Origin of the sequence: Streptomyces sp. NPDC005281, assembly GCF_040607495.1 — a bacterium.
Lineage (GTDB): Bacteria > Actinomycetota > Actinomycetes > Streptomycetales > Streptomycetaceae > Streptomyces.
Map to the genome: position 1 here is coordinate 69,228 of NZ_JBEXGX010000011.1, position 16,375 is coordinate 85,602.

13 protein-coding genes are annotated in these 16,375 nt (G+C 72.3%); 2 read left to right on the forward strand and 11 right to left on the reverse strand.

The window, feature by feature from the left end:
* Window positions 1-48 precede the first annotated feature (48 nt).
* Together ABZV42_RS17215 and ABZV42_RS17220 are read left to right on the forward strand one after the other, a co-directional pair.
* Window positions 49-876: a class I SAM-dependent methyltransferase gene (locus ABZV42_RS17215; RefSeq protein WP_355978633.1), complete on the forward strand. Its 828-nt coding sequence runs from the start codon at window positions 49-51 to the stop codon at window positions 874-876.
* A gap of 43 nt (window positions 877-919) precedes the next feature.
* Window positions 920-1,090, forward strand: a complete 171-nt coding sequence (locus ABZV42_RS17220) for a hydrophobic protein (protein ID WP_355978636.1) — start codon at window positions 920-922, stop codon at window positions 1,088-1,090.
* A 100-nt stretch (window positions 1,091-1,190) separates the two neighbouring features.
* Here the strand turns inward: ABZV42_RS17220 and ABZV42_RS17225 are convergent, their stop codons facing one another.
* The 11 genes from ABZV42_RS17225 to ABZV42_RS17275 form a co-directional block, all read right to left on the reverse strand.
* Window positions 1,191-1,931, reverse strand: a complete 741-nt coding sequence (locus ABZV42_RS17225) for a GvpL/GvpF family gas vesicle protein (RefSeq protein WP_355978639.1) — start codon at window positions 1,929-1,931, stop codon at window positions 1,191-1,193.
* A gap of 204 nt (window positions 1,932-2,135) precedes the next feature.
* Window positions 2,136-3,983 carry a transketolase gene (locus ABZV42_RS17230; RefSeq protein ID WP_355978642.1) on the reverse strand — a complete coding sequence of 616 codons (1,848 nt, stop codon included), beginning with the start codon at window positions 3,981-3,983 and terminating at the stop codon, window positions 2,136-2,138.
* A 175-nt stretch (window positions 3,984-4,158) separates the two neighbouring features.
* Window positions 4,159-4,650, reverse strand: a complete 492-nt coding sequence (locus tag ABZV42_RS17235; RefSeq protein WP_356052449.1) for a phage holin family protein — start codon at window positions 4,648-4,650, stop codon at window positions 4,159-4,161.
* A gap of 222 nt (window positions 4,651-4,872) precedes the next feature.
* Window positions 4,873-6,849: a DUF5107 domain-containing protein gene (locus tag ABZV42_RS17240; RefSeq protein ID WP_355978647.1), complete on the reverse strand. Its 1,977-nt coding sequence runs from the start codon at window positions 6,847-6,849 to the stop codon at window positions 4,873-4,875.
* 83 nt (window positions 6,850-6,932) lie between these two features.
* Window positions 6,933-7,481, reverse strand: coding sequence for a GNAT family N-acetyltransferase (locus ABZV42_RS17245; protein WP_355978649.1), 549 nt, complete (start codon window positions 7,479-7,481; stop codon window positions 6,933-6,935).
* Between the two features lie 46 nt (window positions 7,482-7,527).
* Complete coding sequence (locus tag ABZV42_RS17250; RefSeq protein WP_355978902.1) at window positions 7,528-8,454, reverse strand: LD-carboxypeptidase; 927 nt, start codon at window positions 8,452-8,454, stop codon at window positions 7,528-7,530.
* A gap of 310 nt (window positions 8,455-8,764) precedes the next feature.
* Entirely contained in the window at window positions 8,765-10,741 is a 1,977-nt protein-coding gene (locus ABZV42_RS17255; protein ID WP_355978652.1) for a prolyl oligopeptidase family serine peptidase, read from the reverse strand.
* A 9-nt stretch (window positions 10,742-10,750) separates the two neighbouring features.
* Window positions 10,751-12,055, reverse strand: a complete 1,305-nt coding sequence (locus ABZV42_RS17260) for a M20/M25/M40 family metallo-hydrolase (protein WP_355978655.1) — start codon at window positions 12,053-12,055, stop codon at window positions 10,751-10,753.
* Window positions 12,048-12,881, reverse strand: coding sequence for a M55 family metallopeptidase (locus ABZV42_RS17265; RefSeq protein ID WP_355978658.1), 834 nt, complete (start codon window positions 12,879-12,881; stop codon window positions 12,048-12,050). The genes ABZV42_RS17260 and ABZV42_RS17265 overlap by 8 nt, the downstream gene beginning before the upstream one ends.
* 74 nt (window positions 12,882-12,955) lie before the next feature.
* Window positions 12,956-13,681 carry a class I SAM-dependent methyltransferase gene (locus ABZV42_RS17270; RefSeq protein WP_355978661.1) on the reverse strand — a complete coding sequence of 242 codons (726 nt, stop codon included), beginning with the start codon at window positions 13,679-13,681 and terminating at the stop codon, window positions 12,956-12,958.
* A gap of 171 nt (window positions 13,682-13,852) precedes the next feature.
* Window positions 13,853-16,309 carry a SpoIIE family protein phosphatase gene (locus tag ABZV42_RS17275; protein WP_355978664.1) on the reverse strand — a complete coding sequence of 819 codons (2,457 nt, stop codon included), beginning with the start codon at window positions 16,307-16,309 and terminating at the stop codon, window positions 13,853-13,855.
* Window positions 16,310-16,375: the final 66 nt, after the last annotated feature.

A 16,375-nucleotide genomic window follows, 5' to 3' on the forward strand; every position in this document is an offset into this window, starting at 1 on the left:
AGTGCGCGCACGCCCGGCGAGGCCCGTACGACGAGAAGGGGATCGGTCATGTCGCAGTCGAAGTCGCAGGAGACCGCCGTCTACACCCACGGCCACCACGAGTCGGTGCTCCGCTCGCACACCTGGCGCACGGCCGCCAACTCCGCGGCCTACCTGCTCGGCTCGCTGAAGCCCCACATGAAGATCCTCGACATCGGCTGCGGACCCGGCACCATCACCGCGGACCTGGCGGAACGGGTGCCGGACGGTCATGTCACCGGAGTCGACCACGCCCCCGGCATCCTGGACCAGGCCCGCCGGACGGCGGCCGAACGCGGCCTGCGCAACGTCGAGTTCGCGGTCGCCGACGTCCACGCGCTGGACTACCCGGACGACACGTTCTGCGTCGTCCACGCCCATCAGGTGCTCCAGCACGTGGGCGATCCGGTGCAGGCGCTGCGCGAGATGCGCCGGGTCACCAAGCCCGGCGGGCTCATCGCGGTCCGCGACGCGGACTACTCGTCCATGACCTGGTACCCGGCCACGCCGGGGATGGACGACTGGCTGGACCTGTACCTGCGCGTCGCCCGGGCCAACGGGGGCGAGCCCGACGCCGGCCGCCGTCTCAAGTCATGGGCGCTGGCAGCCGGGCTCCGGGACATCACGTCCACGTCGGACACCTGGACCTTCGCCACCGAGGACGAGCGGGAGTGGTGGAGCGGCCTGTGGGCCGACCGCACGCTGGCCTCGGCGTACGCGGAGCGGGCCACGGAAGGGGGCCACGCGACCACGGAGGAGCTGCGGGCGGTGTCGGAGGCCTGGCGGCAGTGGGGACGGCAGGAGGACGGCTGGTTCACCGTACTGCACGGAGAAATTCTCTGCCGAAAGGAAGCTTGATCCCGCGATATCGGGCAACCAGGAAGCCAGGAGGTCACACACTATGGTTCCCATTCTGCTGGTTCTGTTGCTCGCGCTGATTCTCTTCGGTGCCGGATTCGCACTGAAGATTCTGTGGTGGATAGCGCTGGTGGTCATCGTCCTGTGGCTGCTCGGATTCCTGGTGCGCGGCACGAACGCTTCTGGAAGCCGGGGCCGCTGGTACAGGTGGTAAACCCTCCTCTTCGAGGAGAGAAGCATTGCGGGTGACGGCCCGGGGTCCACGAATTCCTGGACCCCGGGCCGTCACCCGTCCCGTATCCGGGCAACCACGGCTACGGCGCGTTGCCCCTGAGGCCCATGAGGTCCGTGAGGCCCATCAGGTCCGTGAAGCCGGTGAGTCCCGTGGAACCCGTGAAGGAGTACGCCGCCCAGGGCCCCCTCAGCACCACCCGCACCCCGGGCTCGTCACCCACGCTTCCGTTCACGCGCTCCACGAATTTCTCCGAATCACCGCGTGGCACCAGATAGGCGGCGTCGAGAACATCGACGCCGGCCGCCTCCGAAGAATCCGGATTCCGGAGAGTGCGCAGACGGGTTTCCTCGGCGACATCGGAAAGGGCGTCGTGCAATCGGCGGGTGAACGCGTCCGCCCGTTCCGGGTTCTCCGGCGTCCCGGTGTTCTCGGCGTACACCTTCACGTCCCATTCCACTCGACCGTCGAGCCGGTCGAGCGCCCGCAGGAAATCCTCCCTGCGCCCGTCCATCATCACGCGTACGCCGCTGTCGTCCCGGAGAACGGTGGCCAGCCGGAGCGGGAGCGGGCTGGTGACGGCGGTGAGCGCGTCGAGGACGCCCTGGTGGGCGCGGGCCGTCGCCTCCAGCCAGTGCACGTCCTCCAGCCGGCGGCGCAGCGGTTCCGGGGCGAAATCCCGTTCCGGGACCGCGCCGACGACGGCGATCAGGTCCCGGTGGCGCAGCAGTTTGGGCGGAACACCCCCGACCCCGGTCAGCTCGACCGACAGCGCCGCCGGGAAGGGGCGGCAGATCGCGTAGACATAGCGCAGAGTGCCCATGGATCTCCTCCCGCCCTTCCACTCGCACCCCCGTGGCGTACTGACCATGGTGCCCCCGGGCCTCCGGTCGGCGCACCACGACGACCGGCGCCTCCCGTCGGAGCCTCCCGTCGGTGGACCACGACGATCAGCACGCCCTGTAGGCGCACCACGACAGCGGGCGCGTGGCAGATCCGCGCACCACGACGGCCCGCGCGTGTCCCGTCAGCGCACGACGGCCGTCTCGACCAGCAGACGGCCCGCCGCCGCGATCGACTCGGCGTCGATGCCCGCGGCGTGCAGCTGCTCGTCCGGGCTCGCGGAACCCGGCATCGTACGGACGGCCAGCCGCACCAGGCGGGGCACCGGGCGCCCGTCGGTGAAGGCGTCGAGCACCGCGTCCCCGATTCCGCCCTCCTCCCGGTGGTCCTCCACCGTGACCAGGCAGCCGGTCTCCTCCGCGGCCTCCCGCAGGGTCTCGCGGTCCACGGGCTTCACCGAGTAGAGGTCGATCACGCGGGCCTGGATGCCCTCGCGGTCGAGTGCCTCCGCGGCGGCCAGCGCCTCGTGGACGGTGACACCGGCGGCGACGAGCGTGAACCGGTCGTCGGCGGAGGCGCGCAGCACCTTGCTGCCGCCGACCGGGAACTCCTCGGTGGCGCTGTAGATGACGGGGCTCTCACCGCGTGAGGTGCGCAGATAGCGGACGCCCTCCAGCCCCGACATCGCGGCGACGAGCTTCGCCGTCTGGTTGGCGTCGCACGGATACAGCACGGTCGAGCCGTACACGGACCGGAACATCGCCAGGTCCTCGAGTCCCATCTGCGAAGGCCCGTCCTGCCCGATGGAGACACCCGCGTGGGAGCCGACGAGGTTGATGCCGGCACCGCTGATGGAGGCCATGCGGACGAAGTCGTGGGCCCGGGTGAGGAAGGCCGCGAACGTCGAGGCGTAGGGCACCCAGCCGCGTACGGCCATGCCGACGGCGGTGGCCACCAGTTGCTGCTCGGCGATGTAGCACTCGAAGTAGCGCTCGGGGTGGTCCTTGGCGAAGAACTCGGCGCGGGTCGAGTCGCCGACCTCGCCGTCCAGGGCGACGACATCGCCGCGGGCGTCGCCGAGCGCGGCGAGGGCCTTTCCGAAGGCGTCCCGGGTGGCGACCTCGTCACCGGTCTCGTAGCGCGGCAGGTCGAGGTGCCCGGACCGTACGGCGTGCAGCATCCTGGCGGCGGGCGGCTGCTGGACCGCCACCCGGCGGTCGTGCACACCGCCGAGTTCGGTGATCGCCCCGTCCGCGTCCGGCAGCGGTTTGCCGTGCAGTCCCTCACGGTCCTGGACCGAGGCCACGCCCTTGCCCTTGAGGGTGCGGGCGAGGATCACGGTGGGCTGCCCGCCGGTGGAGTCCGCCTCCGTGAAGGCGCGGTCGATCGCGTCCACGTCGTGTCCGTCGATCTCGACGGTGTGCCAGCCGAACGCCCCGAACCGGCGCGCGTACGCGCCGAGGTCGTGGCCGTGCCGGGTCGGCCCGCGCTGGCCCAGGCGGTTGACGTCGACGATCACGGTGAGGTTGTCGAGGTGCTCGTACCCCGCGTGCTCGGCGGCCTCCCACACGGAGCCCTCGGCGAGTTCGCTGTCGCCGCACAGGACGCGGACGCGGTATCCGGTCCGGTCGAGCCGCTTCCCGGCTAGCGCGATGCCGACCCCGACGGGCAGCCCCTGGCCCAGCGATCCGGTGGCGGTCTCCACCCATGGGAGCCGCCGGGGCGTGGGGTGCCCTTCGAGCCGGCTGCCCGCCTTGCGGAAGGTGAGGAGCTCGGCTTCGTTCAGCGCGCCGGCGGCCTTGTAGGCGGAGTACAGGAGCGGTGACGCGTGTCCCTTGGAGAGCACGAAGCGGTCGTTGCCGGGATGCCGCGGGCGTTCGAAGTCGTAGCGTGTGTGGTTGGCCAGCATGACCGCCATCAGGTCGGCGGCGGACATGGACGACGTCGGGTGTCCCGAGCCCGCGGCGTCGGCGGCCCGGACGCTGTCGACCCGCAGTTGCTGAGCGAGGTCGATGAGCCGGCGTGTGTTCATGATGCTCCTTCCCTGGGTCCGGCGGCTTCCGGACAGCCCGGTGGTCCGGCCGCCCCCGGCACCGTGGGTGAAGCCGGTTCCCGCCCGCCGTACGGGCTTTCCGCGTCCCCCCGGCACGGGGGCCCAAACACGGGCGTACCCGGTGTTCGGGCCCCCACCGCCGTCAGGGGCGGTCTCAGCGCGCCCGGTGCAGCCAGACCTCGGGGTCGTCGGAGGGCCCCTGATCCATGCCGGAGCCCGGGGCATCGGGCGACCCGGACGGGATCGGCGGGTACATCAGGCCCATGCCGCTGGGCGGGGAAGCGGGCGCGTGGGCGCCGATGACCCGGCCGGGCGGGGTGAGCGCGTCCGGGTCCGAGGTCGCCGGGCGGGGCGCGGCGGGACGGGCCATGCCCCGCAGCGTGTACGCGGCGGCCCCCAGCACCGCCGCGGCGACGAGGGCCGCCGCCCAGCCCGGCATCGCCGAGTCCAGGGCCAGCCCGAGGGCGAGGACGACGGCGGCGCCCGCGTACAGCGCGGCGGCTCCCGAGGCGGCGTACAGCGCTGCCGTACGGCGCTTCGCGCTCGCCTGCTCGCGCAGTTCGTCCCGGATGCTCTCGCGTGCCACCGTGGTGAGTTCGTCGACGAGGTCCTTGTCCAGATGCTCCAGGTGCTCGATGCGCTTCATCGTCTGCGGGTACCCGCCCGGCCCGACGCCTAACGGGGGCGCGGTGGGCGGTGTACGAGCATGTGGACCGACGCGGCTGATGGGCACCCGCCCCGGAACGCGACGCGCCCCGGATACCCCACCCGACGGTGGAGTGCCCGGGGCCGTGATCACGAAGACCGTGACCGCGACGGGGCTCGGAGGCCGACAGCGCCGGCCCCCGTCGTCGCGGTGACGCGCGGCTCAGGCCGTGGACGGCGGCCGCATGCGGAAGTCGTGGCGCGCCGGCAGGGGCTCGTCGCTCAACCGGGACCACAGCAGGCCGATCGTCTCCGCCCCCTCACGCAGATCGGCGACCTCGAAGCCCGCGTCGAACACCGCCCGCGCGTCCTCGCGGCGGCCCTCGGCGAGCAGCAGTTCGGCCTCGACCAGGCGGAACCGGCCGCGGTCCCGGGTCACGGGGTGCAGCCGGGCCCACACGGTACGCGCCTGCTCCGGACGGCGGGCCTTCAGCAGGGCCTCGATGGCCTCGCGGCCGAGCGCGGCGGTCACCGCCGTCCACCGCTGCCCGTCGTCGCGCCGCTCCCGGCACAGGTCGTCGAAGGCCTCGGCATAGCGGTCGGCCGCGCGCTCGTCGTTGCCCGCCTCCTGGTCGGCGACGGCGAGGCAGCGCAGCAACGGCCAGAGCGACGGGGCGAGTTCGAGTGCCCGCTCCCAGCTCCGCACGGCCTGCGCCACGTCTCCGGCATGCCACTGCGCGACTCCGAGGTGGTACTCGGCGACCGGTGCGGCGGGTGCCGTCTCCAGCATGTCGCGCCAGTGCGACGCCACCAGCGTCTCGCCGGGCGGCCCGACCCGCCGGGGCTCCGGGAACGCGCCGGAGCTCAGCAGTTCCAGCCACGGATCCTGATCCTCCCCGAGCGTGCTCTCCTCGAAGGGGGTACCGGGCAACTTGTGCGCGGCGCGCCGCACTTCGAGCGCTCCCCAGCCTGATCCGACGGCGAGGATCTCGCCCGGCGCGGTGTCGGCGTGCGGCAGCCAGGCGGCGTAAGCGGCGTCGACGGCGTCCCGGGAGAGCGCGCTCTCCAGCCGGCCCTCCGCCTCCGCCCGCGCGCCCTCCCAGTCGGCCCCGTGCGCGGCCTCCGCGCTCACGGACAGCGGCCCGTACGCCTCCAGCCAGGAGACGTCGCTCTCGGCCTCGAGCCGTACGTGTTCGAGCTGGGTGCGCGCGAGTCCGGCCTGGATCTCGCAATACCCGCCGGTTCCGGGCTCGGTGAGCCACTCCTGCCAGCGCCGCCCGCCGGGCCCGGCCCCCCAGACGAAAAGCTTGCGCCCGCGCAGGACGTCGGTCGACGTCTGGACCAGGCCCTCGCCCGTGTCGTCGACCGCGGCGATCCAGCGGCGCCGCCCGTCGGGCACCTCGTAGAAGTAGTCGGCGGGGAACGTGCTGTTGAGCGGGTACGTCCGGTCGGTCCCGTCGTACGCCGGCACGGGCACCCGGCGCAGCCGCCGCTCGTAGCCGAAGTGCCAGGCCTCCTCGGCCGGGGCGAGCACCCTGCGCTCCTCGGGGACCGCGATGTTGGACCACCAGTACAGCGGGGCGGGCCTCTCGTGCGGGTTGCGGACGCGGACGCCGACGTACAGGAAGTCGGAGCCGTCCGGCAGCCACAGATCGACCTGGAAGGGGAGGTCGCGCAGCCGCTCCCACTCCCACAGGCGCAGCATCTCGCCGCCGCCCGGGGCCGGGACGCGGGCGGCGTGGACGGGTGAGCACGACAGGGTCGTGTGCCCGGTGGCTCCGATGTTCCACTCGATGCCGCCGGAGAACCAGGCGCCGTTGAGGGCGAAGCAGGCCGGCTGGAGGACCGGGTTGGTGTAGAGCAGCTCGGTCTCGGTGGGCTTGTGGAAGAGCGAGACGATACGGCCGCCGTAGCCGGGCAGCACTGTGGCGCGCAGCCGGTCGTTCTCGATCACGATCGTGTCGAGTTCACGCAGCGGCCGTTCTCGCTCGTACCCGTCCCGTATGCGTTCCGGCAGCACGCTGCGCAGCGGCTCGTACCCGATCTGCCGGGCCATGTCTCCCGGCAGACCGACGCGGTCGCGGTCGTCGATACGGTGCATCTCGTCGAGGGTCCGCAGGGGCGGCAGCGGGTTGCTCGGGCCCAGTTCCGCCGCGGGAAGGGCCAGTACGTCACGTCGGATCGTCGTCACGATGACCATGGAACATGCTCATCGGCCTGCTGACCAGGGTGTCCGCTCACCAGAATCGGGTCAGGATTCCGCAAAGGCGCCGAGCGCGGCCGTCAGCGGGGCTTGACCATCTCCGCGGTGATCGCCCACCGCTCGTGGTCCCGCCAGGCGCCGTCGATGTGGATGAAGGCCGGCGAGAAGCCTTCGAGCCGGAAGCCGCAGGTCCGGGCGAGCGCGATCGAACCCGTGTTGCCGGGCTGCGCGTTGATCTCCAGCCGGTGCAGGCCCAGTTCCCCGAAGGCGTACCGCACGACGAGGCCGAGGGCCTCGGTCATCAGCCCGCGCCCCGCCGCGGGCGCGAAGGCGCCGTAGCCGAGGGCACCGCACAGGAAGCCGCCCCGGACGATGTTGTTGATGTTGATGAAGCCGGCGATCCCCCCGCCGTCCCGCTCGCAGACGAGGAACCCGGCCTTGGTCGGGTCCTCGATGAGCCGCCCGGCGTAGGCCGTGTAGGCGTCGATGTCACCGGGCGGGAAGAGCCAGGGGTGGTGCAGACGCCGGCTCTCCCTGGCCCGTGCGGTGAACTCCGCGCCGTCCTCGATGGTGAAACCGCGGATGCCCACACGGGGGCCTTCGGCGAGAAAGCCGACGTTCTCAGGCATCCGGTCACCCTACGCGAGCACGGACTCGGCGGCAGCCTCCCGGAAGTCAGAGCAGCGCGGGCTCCTCCAGGGTCAGTGTCCCCGCGTCCGCGTCGAGCTCGGCGCTGACACCGAACGGCATCGTCAGCGACCCGTCCGCGTGCCCGAACCCGAAATGCTCCACGACCGGAACGCCGAGCGGGCCCAGCCGGTCGGCGAACACCGCGCGCAGCCCTTCGTACGGTCCGCAGTCCGCCCAGGAGCCGAGCGCGATGCCGGCCACCCCGTCGAGCCAGCCGCCGCGCAGCAGTTGGGTCAGGATCCGGTCCAGCCGGTAGGCCTCCTCGCCCACGTCCTCGATCAGGAGCAGCCCGCCCCGGGCACCGGCTCGGGCGTGCGGTGTGCCGAGCTCCGCGGCGAGCAGGCTGGCGCAGCCGCCGAGGGTGACGCCGCGGGCCTTCCCGGGCACGAGCGCGACGGCCGCGCCGGAGGCGATGGTCCGCACCGATTCGGGTTCGAAGAGGGTCGCCCGCAGATGCTCCTGCGACCGCGCGTTCTTCAGGAAGCCGACGGACGAGACCATCGGCCCGTGCAGGGTCGCGAGCCCCACCCGGGTGGCGAACGCCTCGTGCAGTGCGGTGATGTCGCTGAAGCCGACGAAGACCTTGGGGCCCGCGGCCCGGATGGCCTCCCAGTCGAGCAGGTCGATCATGCGCTGGGCGCCGTAGCCTCCCCGGGCGCACAGCACGGCGGTGACGTCCGGGTCGCACCAGGCCGCCTGGAAATCGGCGACCCGGTCGGCGTCCGTCCCCGCCAGATAGGGGAACTCGGTGTGCCGGTCCAGGACATGGGGTGCCACGACGGGGTCGAGGTCCCAGCCGCGCAGGACGTCGAGGCCGGCTTCGAGCCGCTCCTCGGGGACGGGCCCGCTGGGCGCGACGACCGCGACCCTGGCCCCCGCGGCGAGCCGTGCGGGCCGGGTCAGTGCGGTGATCGGTGCGGTCGTTCGGGTCACTCGTGGTGCTCCAGGTGCTGGTGGTTCAGGTGCATGTTTTCAGGTGCATGTGTTCAGGTGCCGGTGGCCATGTGCCGGTACTCATGTTCCGGTGTTCATGTGCCGGTTTCAGGAGCTGCTGTCCAGATGCCGGTGTCCAAGGCGCGGAGCCCTGGTGCCGGTGTTCATGTGCTGCTGCCCAGACGCCGGTGTCCAAATCGCGGAGCCCAGGTGCCGGTGTTCATGTGCCATGTTCCGGTGCCGCTGTTCAGGTGTCGTCGGCTCGTCTGCCCCCGGCTGTCCGGCCGGCTCACTTGGACAGTTGCAGGGTGGGAACGCCCGGCGGGTTCAGGCCGAGGACCTGCGCGTACAACGACAGTTCGGCCTCCAGGGCGCGTTCCATCGTCTCGGCCCGCCGGAATCCGTGCCCCTCCCCCTCGAAGGCGATGTAGGCATGAGGGACATGGCGGCCCTGCTCCTCGACGCGGGCCAGGAAGCGCTCGCACTGCGCCGGCGGGCAGATGGCGTCGTCGAGCCCCTGGAGCAGCAGGAAGGGCGCGGTGATCCGGTCGGCGTGCGTGGACGGCGACCGTTCCGTGTACCGGGCCGGCACCTCGGCGATCGGGCCGACGAGCGATTCCAGGTACTGCGACTCGAAGTCGTGGGTACCTCCCGAGGCCCATCCGGTGAGGTCGACCACGGGATAGATGATCGTGCCGCAGGCGTAGACGTCGGTCGTGGCCAGCGAGGCGGCCGTGGTCCAGCCTCCGGCGCTGCCGCCGCGGATCGCGAGCCGCCGCCGGTCGGCGGTGCCCTCGTCGGCGAGCGCGACGGCGACCGCCGCGCAGTCCTCGACGTCGACGACACCCCACTGTTCGCGCAGCAGGTTGCGGTACGCCCGTCCGTGGCCGGTCGAACCGCCGTAGTTGACCTCGGCCACTCCGATTCCCCTGGAGGTGAAGTAGGCGATCTCCAGGTCGAGAACGAGGGACGATCTGCTGGTGGGGCCGCCGTGGACCCATACGACATACGGCGGGAGTTCGTCCGCGCGGCCGACGTGACCGGGATGGTGCGGCGGATAGATGTGTGCGTGGACCTCGCGTCCGGCGGGGCCGGCGAAGGTGCGGATCTGGGGTTCCGGGTAGTACGCCGGATCGACCGGGTCGTCGTGCGCGGCGCCGATCACCCGGGCCCGCCCGGTGCGGGCGTCCAGTTCGACGACCTCGTGGGCGCTGCGCGGGCTGGCTCCGACGGCGACGACCCTGCTGCCGTTGACGGCGAGCGTGGGCGCGAACTCGGTCCAGGGGCCCGCCGTGTCGACGAGTTCGCCGGTCTCGGGGTCCAGTATCCCGAGCGTGGTGGCACCCCGGCCGTGCACGACGGCGATCAGACCGCTGTTCAGCGGCGCGAACCACCGGAGTCCGACCTTCCAGAGAGGGCCGCCGAACTCCTCCTCGCGCGGGCCGCCGACGGCGATCGCCTCGCCGTCGGCGCCCAGCCGGTGGAGGTTCCACCAGCCGCTGCGGTCGCTGACGTAGAGCAGGGTGCCGTCGGCCGCCCAGTCGGCCTGGACGACGGACTCCTCCGGGCCCCCCGCCACGGCTCGCGGGGCGGACAGCGCCCCGTCCTCGGTGACGTCCGCGAGGATCACCTCGGTGCCGTCCCAGGGCATGCGCGGATGGTCCCAGGCGAGCCAGACCGCCTGCCCGCCGTCGGGCGAGAGCCGGGGCCCGGTGACGAACCGGTGCCCTCCGTCGGACAGTTCGCGCACGGCGCCCCGGTCCTGCGCCGCCGATCCGTCCAGCGGCACCGCGACGACGGCCCGGCGCACATCGGTGGGCCCGTCCCCGGTGAACTCCTCCATGACGCACCAGACCTCACCGCGCTCCGGCCGCAACTGCGGGTCCACCCAGCGCAGTCCGCCTCCCACGGTCGAGAGCGGGGTCAACGGGATTGGTTCGCCGCCGGGTTCACAGCGGTGGAGGCGCTGGTCGGCGAAGTCGACGAAGACGATCAGCGGCCCTTCGGGGCGCATGACTCCGGCCCAAGGGCTGCCTCCGTACTCGATGACACGGCTGCGCACGTTCCAGGGGGCCGGGAGGACCTGTTCCTCGGTGCCGTCCGCTTTCCGTCGCACCAGCGTGCGCCGTCCGCCCTCGGCCGGCCGGGGCTCGGTCCACCAGGCCTCGTCGCCGACGAATCCGACGAACTCGGGATGGCCGTCGTGAGCGGCGGCGAGCCGCGCGCCGATCGGCGAGGGCCATGAACCGTATGGCGTGGTCTGCATCTCGTCCCCCTAGGCCGTGCGCAGAAAGCGGTCGAGAACCCGGACACCGAAGTGGAGCGCCTCGACCGGGACGCGCTCGTCGACTCCGTGGAACATGGCCTGGTAGTCGAAACCCTCCGGGAGCCTGAGCGGCGAGAAGCCGTAGCCGGTGATGCCGAGGCGGGAGAACTGCTTGGCGTCCGTGCCGCCCGACATGCAGTAGGGCACGACATGGCCCTCGGGCGCGAACTCCTCGACGGCCGCGCGCATCCGCGCGTAGGTCGGCGAGTCGAGCGGCGCCTGGAGAGCCACCTCGTGATGATGGAACTCCCACTCCACGTCCGGTCCGGTGAGCCGGTCCATGGTCGTGCGGAACTCGTCCTCGCCGCCGGGCAGATATCTGCCGTCCACGTAGGCGACGGCCTCCCCCGGAATCACGTTGATCTTGTAACCGGCGCTCAGCATCGTCGGGTTGGCGCTGTTGCGGACGGTCGCCTCGACGAGCGCGGCGGCCGGGCCGAGCTTGCCGAGCAGGGCGTCCACGTCGTCGAGGCCGCCGTCCACGCCGTACAGGGAGGCGAGTTCGGTCAGGGCGGCCCGCACGGTCGGGGTGATGCGCAGCGGCCACTCGTGGGCGCCGATGCGGGTGACCGCGGCGGCCAGGCGGGTGACCGCGTTGCTCCGGTTCACCTTGGAGCCGTGGCCCGCCCGTCCCCGCGCGGTGAGCTTGAGCCAGCCGGTGCCGCGCTCCCCCGCCGCGATCGGATACAACTGCCGTCCGCTGCCGTCGTGGAAGGTGAACGCCCCCGACTCGCTGATGCCCTCGGTGCAGCCCTCGAAGAGTCCGGGGTGCTCGTCGGCCAGGAAGCCCGAGCCGTCCTCGGCGCTCGCCTCCTCGTCGGCGGTGAAGGCGATGACCAGGTCGCGCCGGGGCCGTACTCCCTCGCGCGCCCAGGACCGGACGACGGAGAGGATCATCGCGTCCATGTTCTTCATGTCGACCGCGCCGCGCCCCCAGACGACGCCGTCGCGGATCTCCCCGGAGAACGGGGGGACGCTCCAGTCCTCGGCCTGGGCCGGCACCACGTCGAGGTGACCGTGGACGAGCAGCGCGTCGGCGGACGGGTCGGTGCCCGCCAGCCGGGCCACGACATTCGTACGCCCCTTGGTGCGCTCCAGGAGGGTGGGCTCCAGGCCCGCTTCGGCCAGCCGCGCGGCGGCGTACTCGGCGGCCGGGCGCTCCTGGCAGTCCCCGCCGCCCCGGTTGGTGGTGTCGATCCGGATGAGGTCGGAGGTGAACCGGACGACCTCGTCGAGTGCCCGTTCGTCAGCCATACTGCTCCTCCACCGCGGCCGAGGCGATCGTGGTGACCGCCTTGAAGGTCCGAATCCCCTCGTACATCGTGTCGCTGGTGTACGCGATCTTCCGTTCACCGACACGGGCGACACCCGGGACGACGGTGGCGGCCATGGCCAGGTGCTCGGCGTCGAACTCCAGGGCGATGGTGAACGGCCCGCCGACGACCGGCTCGTGCCGTACCGCCAGCGCGGCCGCCTCCTTGGCCGCGGCCCTGATGTCCGCGGCGGTCCTGGCCGGCGTGCGGCACACGGCCGCGTAGCGCGAGACATGGTCCTTGACCGCGACCTTCAGCGCCTCGGGCGCGTACCCCAGAGCGTCCTCGCAGGCCACGTCGTCGCCGGTGACCAGCACGACCGGCACGCCGTACTCGGCGACGACCCGGGCGTTGAGCAGCCCTTCGCTGGCCCGTACCCCGTCGACCCACACGCCCGTGATGGAGTTCGCCAGATAGGTGTGCGCGAGGACGCCCTCCATACCCGCTCCGGCGTGATAGCCGACGAACGCGATGCCGTCCACGTCGTCGTGCTGCACGCCCTCGACCATGGACAGCGACTTGTGCCGCCCGGTGAGCATCTCCGCTCTCTCGTCGAGCCGCTCGAGCAGCAGGTTCCGCATGGTCCAGTGGGCTTCGTTGATCAGCACCTCGTCGGCGCCGCCGTCGAAGAAGCCGAGCACCGCCGCGTTCACGTCCGAGGTGAACAGCGCGCGGCACCGCTCCCACTGGGGAGTCCCCGGCAACACGTCGGCCGGCCAGGTCACACCCGTGGCGCCTTCCATGTCGGCGCTGATGAGGATCTTCATGCCGAAACCGTACGCGCTTCGGCCCGGACCCGGCAGAGCCTGTGGACAACTCTTGCCGGGCCGGACCGGCGACGTCAGCCGGTACGCCCGGCGACCAGCCACCGCGAGGGAAGTTCGATGAGCGTGCCGTCTGGCGTGTACTCGGTCGTGAAGAGCGGGAGTTCACCGCTCGCGAGCACCGTGAGGCCGGCCTGGCGCAGATGCTCGGGGACCGCCGCGTCCATGACCTCGCCCGGGGCGATGCCGTGCCGGAACACCGGGGCCAGCTTGGCCGGGGGACCGTCCGGTCCCTCGGCCAGACCGCGCAGGACCTTGCCCGCGGCCTCGGCGAGCTCGACCAGGAAGACCCGGCCCCGATCGCCCGCCAGAACGGCCAGACCGTCCACCAGCGGCTGCCGGTCGTCCGGCTCGGACTGGTGGAGCACACCGCGCATATAGACGTTGGCGTCGCCGAGCTCCGCGTGCAGCGCCTCGGTCTCGGCCTTGTCCGCCGCGTCGAGCAGCCGGTAACCGGCCCGGCCCGCGGGATCGCCGGCGCGGGCGTGGTCGAGCGCCGCGGGAGCGAGGTCGGTACCGACGACGTGCGGGAACCGGTCGGCCAGGAATCGGGTCTGGGTGCCGTTGCCGCAGCCGAGATCCACCAGGGGCAGGTCGGGCGCGTTCAGGTGCGGCTCGAAATGGGCGAGGTGGACCGCGGCCGTGAGCGCGGGTTCGGCGTCCCAGAGGACCCCGCCCTGTCCGTCGGGGGCCTCACGCCAGAAGCCCTCCCAGGCCCCTCTGTACCGACTGCTCACGCTCATGCCCGCTCCCCGGGGTCGCGACCGCGCCCGCCGGATCCCGGCGGGCCTGATCGGTCTACCGCGCCCGGTGCACGGCGACAAGCGGCCTGCGCATACCTTCACCGCTCATTCGAACCCCGTACGCCCTCGTGCACCGGAGCCACCGCGACGTACGGACGCCGGACGAACGGATCAGCCCCGCGGCAGCGTCAGTTCGAACCACACGGTCTTGCCCGCACCGGTGCGGCTGGCCCCCCATTCACGGGACAGCGCGCTGACGAGCCGCAGTCCGCGCCCGAACTCGTCGCCGGGTCCAGCGCTGAGCAGGATCGGGAGCGTGTGGTCGTCGTCGTCCACCTCGCACAGCAGGGTGTCGCCGCGAACGAGCCGCAGTCCGACGCCGCGGCTGTGCGCGTGCCGTACGGCGTTGGTGACGAGCTCGCCGACCATCAGCTCGGCGTTGTCCGCGAGGCCCGTCAGGCCCCACGCGCGCAGCTGCTCGCGGACCACGGCGCGCGCCCTGCCGGCCTCGGCCGGGGCGGGCGTCAGGCGCCATTCGGCGACGTCCTCGGGCTCGATACCGTTGAGCCGGGCCATCAGCAGGGCGACGTCGTCCTTGCGCCCGCCTCGGGTGTTGAGCGCGCGGATGATGGTGTCGCAGGCGTGGTCCATGGAGGCGGCCGGGTGTGCGGCGGACTCGCACAGGGTGGCGAGGCCGACACCGATGTCCTCGCCGCGCACCTCGACCAGCCCGTCGGTGCACATCACGAGCCGGTCGCCCGGCTCCACCCGTACGCGGATCGCTTCGAAGGGCACTCCGCCGACCCCGACGGGTGCTCCGGTCGGCAGGTCGAGCAGCTCGCTGCGGCCGTCCGCGGCACGGACCAGGACCGGCGGGATGTGGCCGGCGTTGGCGAGGTGCAGCAGTCCGGCGATCGGGTCGTAGACGGCGTACAGGCAGGTCGCGAGGTAGTTGTCGCCGAGGCGCTGGGCGAGGTCGTCCAGGTTGCGCAGAAGCTGGGCGGGCGGCAGGTCGAGTGCGGCCATCGTCTGCACGGCGGTGCGCAACTGGCCCATCATCGCGGCGGAGTTGAGGCCGTGCCCCATGACGTCCCCGACGACCAGGGCGGTGCGCGATCCGGGCAGTTTCACCGAGTCGAACCAGTCGCCGCCGACACGTCCGAGGAGCGTTCCGGGCAGATAGCGGGTGGCGATGTCGCAGCCGGCCATACGGGGTGCGATGGTCGGCAGCATGCTGTCCTGGAGGGTCTCGGCGACGCTCTCCTGGTAGGTGTACATGCGCGCGTTGTCCAGCACCAGGCCCGCGCGGGCGGCCAGTTCGGCGCCCGTGACCCGGTCCATGTCGTTGAACTCGACGCGCTCGGGGTGACGCAGCAGGATCATGAACCCGAGCACCACGTTGCGGGCCTTCAACGGCACGACCAGCATGGAGCGGTGGGTGATCAGCGGGCGGATGTCGCGCTTGTCGAACTGCGCGGCGATCATGTGCCCCAGCTGCTCGCTGATGCGCGGCACGAGGACGGGTTCACCGGTGGTCATGCACTGGAAGAACGGCGTGTGCTCAGGGAAGGGCATGGCCTCGCCGACCGGCACGACGTCGTCCCAGCGGCCCGGCTCGTCCGTGTGCTCCAGGGCGACGCGGTGCCACATGGTGGTCGTGTCGGGCACCCCGTCGGGGAAACCCTCACCGGCGACGACCTGCTCCCGCAGATAGGTGCCCGCCACGTCGGTGAAGCGCGGCACGACGGCCCGGCTGACCTCGACGATGGTCCGTGACAGGTCGAGGGAGGTCCCGATGCGCCCGCTGACCTCGTTCAGGAACTCCAGGCGCTCCCGTACGGCCGCGTACTCGAGGTCCTCGCGCTCCTCCTCCGGGAGGTTCCGCGGCGCCGGAGTGCCCGGGTCGGCCGCCCGGAGCGCCCGCTCGCGGCGGGCCTTGCGTTCCGCGCGCCGGGGCACGCCCCAGTCGGGGGTGACGGGCACCCGGTCGTTCTGACTGAACTCCAGGACGGGATAGCCCAGTTCCAGGACCTGCGAGACGATGCGGGCACTGTCGCCGACGCTCATGCTGGGCAGGATGTCGGGGAGCCGGCGGGCCAGCTCCTCGGAGCCGGGGAAGTCGGTGTGCAGTGCGAAGCCGGGCGCGATGCGCTCGAAGGACGCGTCGTCGTCCTCGTGGCGCATCGCGGCCGCGTCGGCGGCGAGCACGAGCAACCGCTCCGGGCCGGGGCCGACCAGCGGATAGGCCCACCACAGGACGTCGATCCGGCCGGGACCGGCCACGGTGAGCCGGGCGCGTCCGGCGGCGGGGTAGGAGAGCCGTCCGTCCAGGGAGGACTCAAGACCGGGCCCGAGACCGTCGTACGTGGCACGGCTCCCGAAGGGGATCGCGTCCGCGGCCTCGGGGAGCGCGCCGGAGACGGGGAGCAGGTCCACCGCCTGGCGGCCCAGCGCTTCTTCCTTGGCGGCGCCGAACAGACGCCGTGCCCCGCTGCTCCAGTGCGAGACGAGTCCGTCGCCGTCCACGACCACCACGGCCAGCGGGATGCGACCGGCGTCGGCGTGCTCCGCCGCGCCGTTCCCAGCTCCGGGGCTGGGAGCCGCGCCCGCTTCGGTGCCACGGTCCATGGCCCAGGCCCTCTCTCCCCACGGCTCCGCAAGATCTGTGCCGCCTCCACTACCGTACGGCGGCGG

Excerpts from the sequence above, each read along its gene's own strand:
- ABZV42_RS17215 (WP_355978633.1), top strand. The coding sequence starts at position 49 with ATGTCGCAGTCGAAGTCGCAGGAGACCGCCGTCTACACCCACGGCCAC.
- ABZV42_RS17220 (WP_355978636.1), top strand. The coding sequence starts at position 920 with ATGGTTCCCATTCTGCTGGTTCTGTTGCTCGCGCTGATTCTCTTCGGT.
- ABZV42_RS17225 (WP_355978639.1), bottom strand. The coding sequence starts at position 1,931 with ATGGGCACTCTGCGCTATGTCTACGCGATCTGCCGCCCCTTCCCGGCG.
- ABZV42_RS17230 (WP_355978642.1), bottom strand. The coding sequence starts at position 3,983 with ATGAACACACGCCGGCTCATCGACCTCGCTCAGCAACTGCGGGTCGAC.
- ABZV42_RS17235 (WP_356052449.1), bottom strand. The coding sequence starts at position 4,650 with ATGAAGCGCATCGAGCACCTGGAGCATCTGGACAAGGACCTCGTCGAC.
- ABZV42_RS17240 (WP_355978647.1), bottom strand. The coding sequence starts at position 6,849 with ATGGTCATCGTGACGACGATCCGACGTGACGTACTGGCCCTTCCCGCG.
- ABZV42_RS17245 (WP_355978649.1), bottom strand. The coding sequence starts at position 7,481 with ATGCCTGAGAACGTCGGCTTTCTCGCCGAAGGCCCCCGTGTGGGCATC.
- ABZV42_RS17255 (WP_355978652.1), bottom strand. The coding sequence starts at position 10,741 with ATGCAGACCACGCCATACGGTTCATGGCCCTCGCCGATCGGCGCGCGG.
- ABZV42_RS17260 (WP_355978655.1), bottom strand. The coding sequence starts at position 12,055 with ATGGCTGACGAACGGGCACTCGACGAGGTCGTCCGGTTCACCTCCGAC.
- ABZV42_RS17265 (WP_355978658.1), bottom strand. The coding sequence starts at position 12,881 with ATGAAGATCCTCATCAGCGCCGACATGGAAGGCGCCACGGGTGTGACC.
- ABZV42_RS17270 (WP_355978661.1), bottom strand. The coding sequence starts at position 13,681 with ATGAGCGTGAGCAGTCGGTACAGAGGGGCCTGGGAGGGCTTCTGGCGT.
- ABZV42_RS17275 (WP_355978664.1), bottom strand. The coding sequence starts at position 16,309 with ATGGACCGTGGCACCGAAGCGGGCGCGGCTCCCAGCCCCGGAGCTGGG.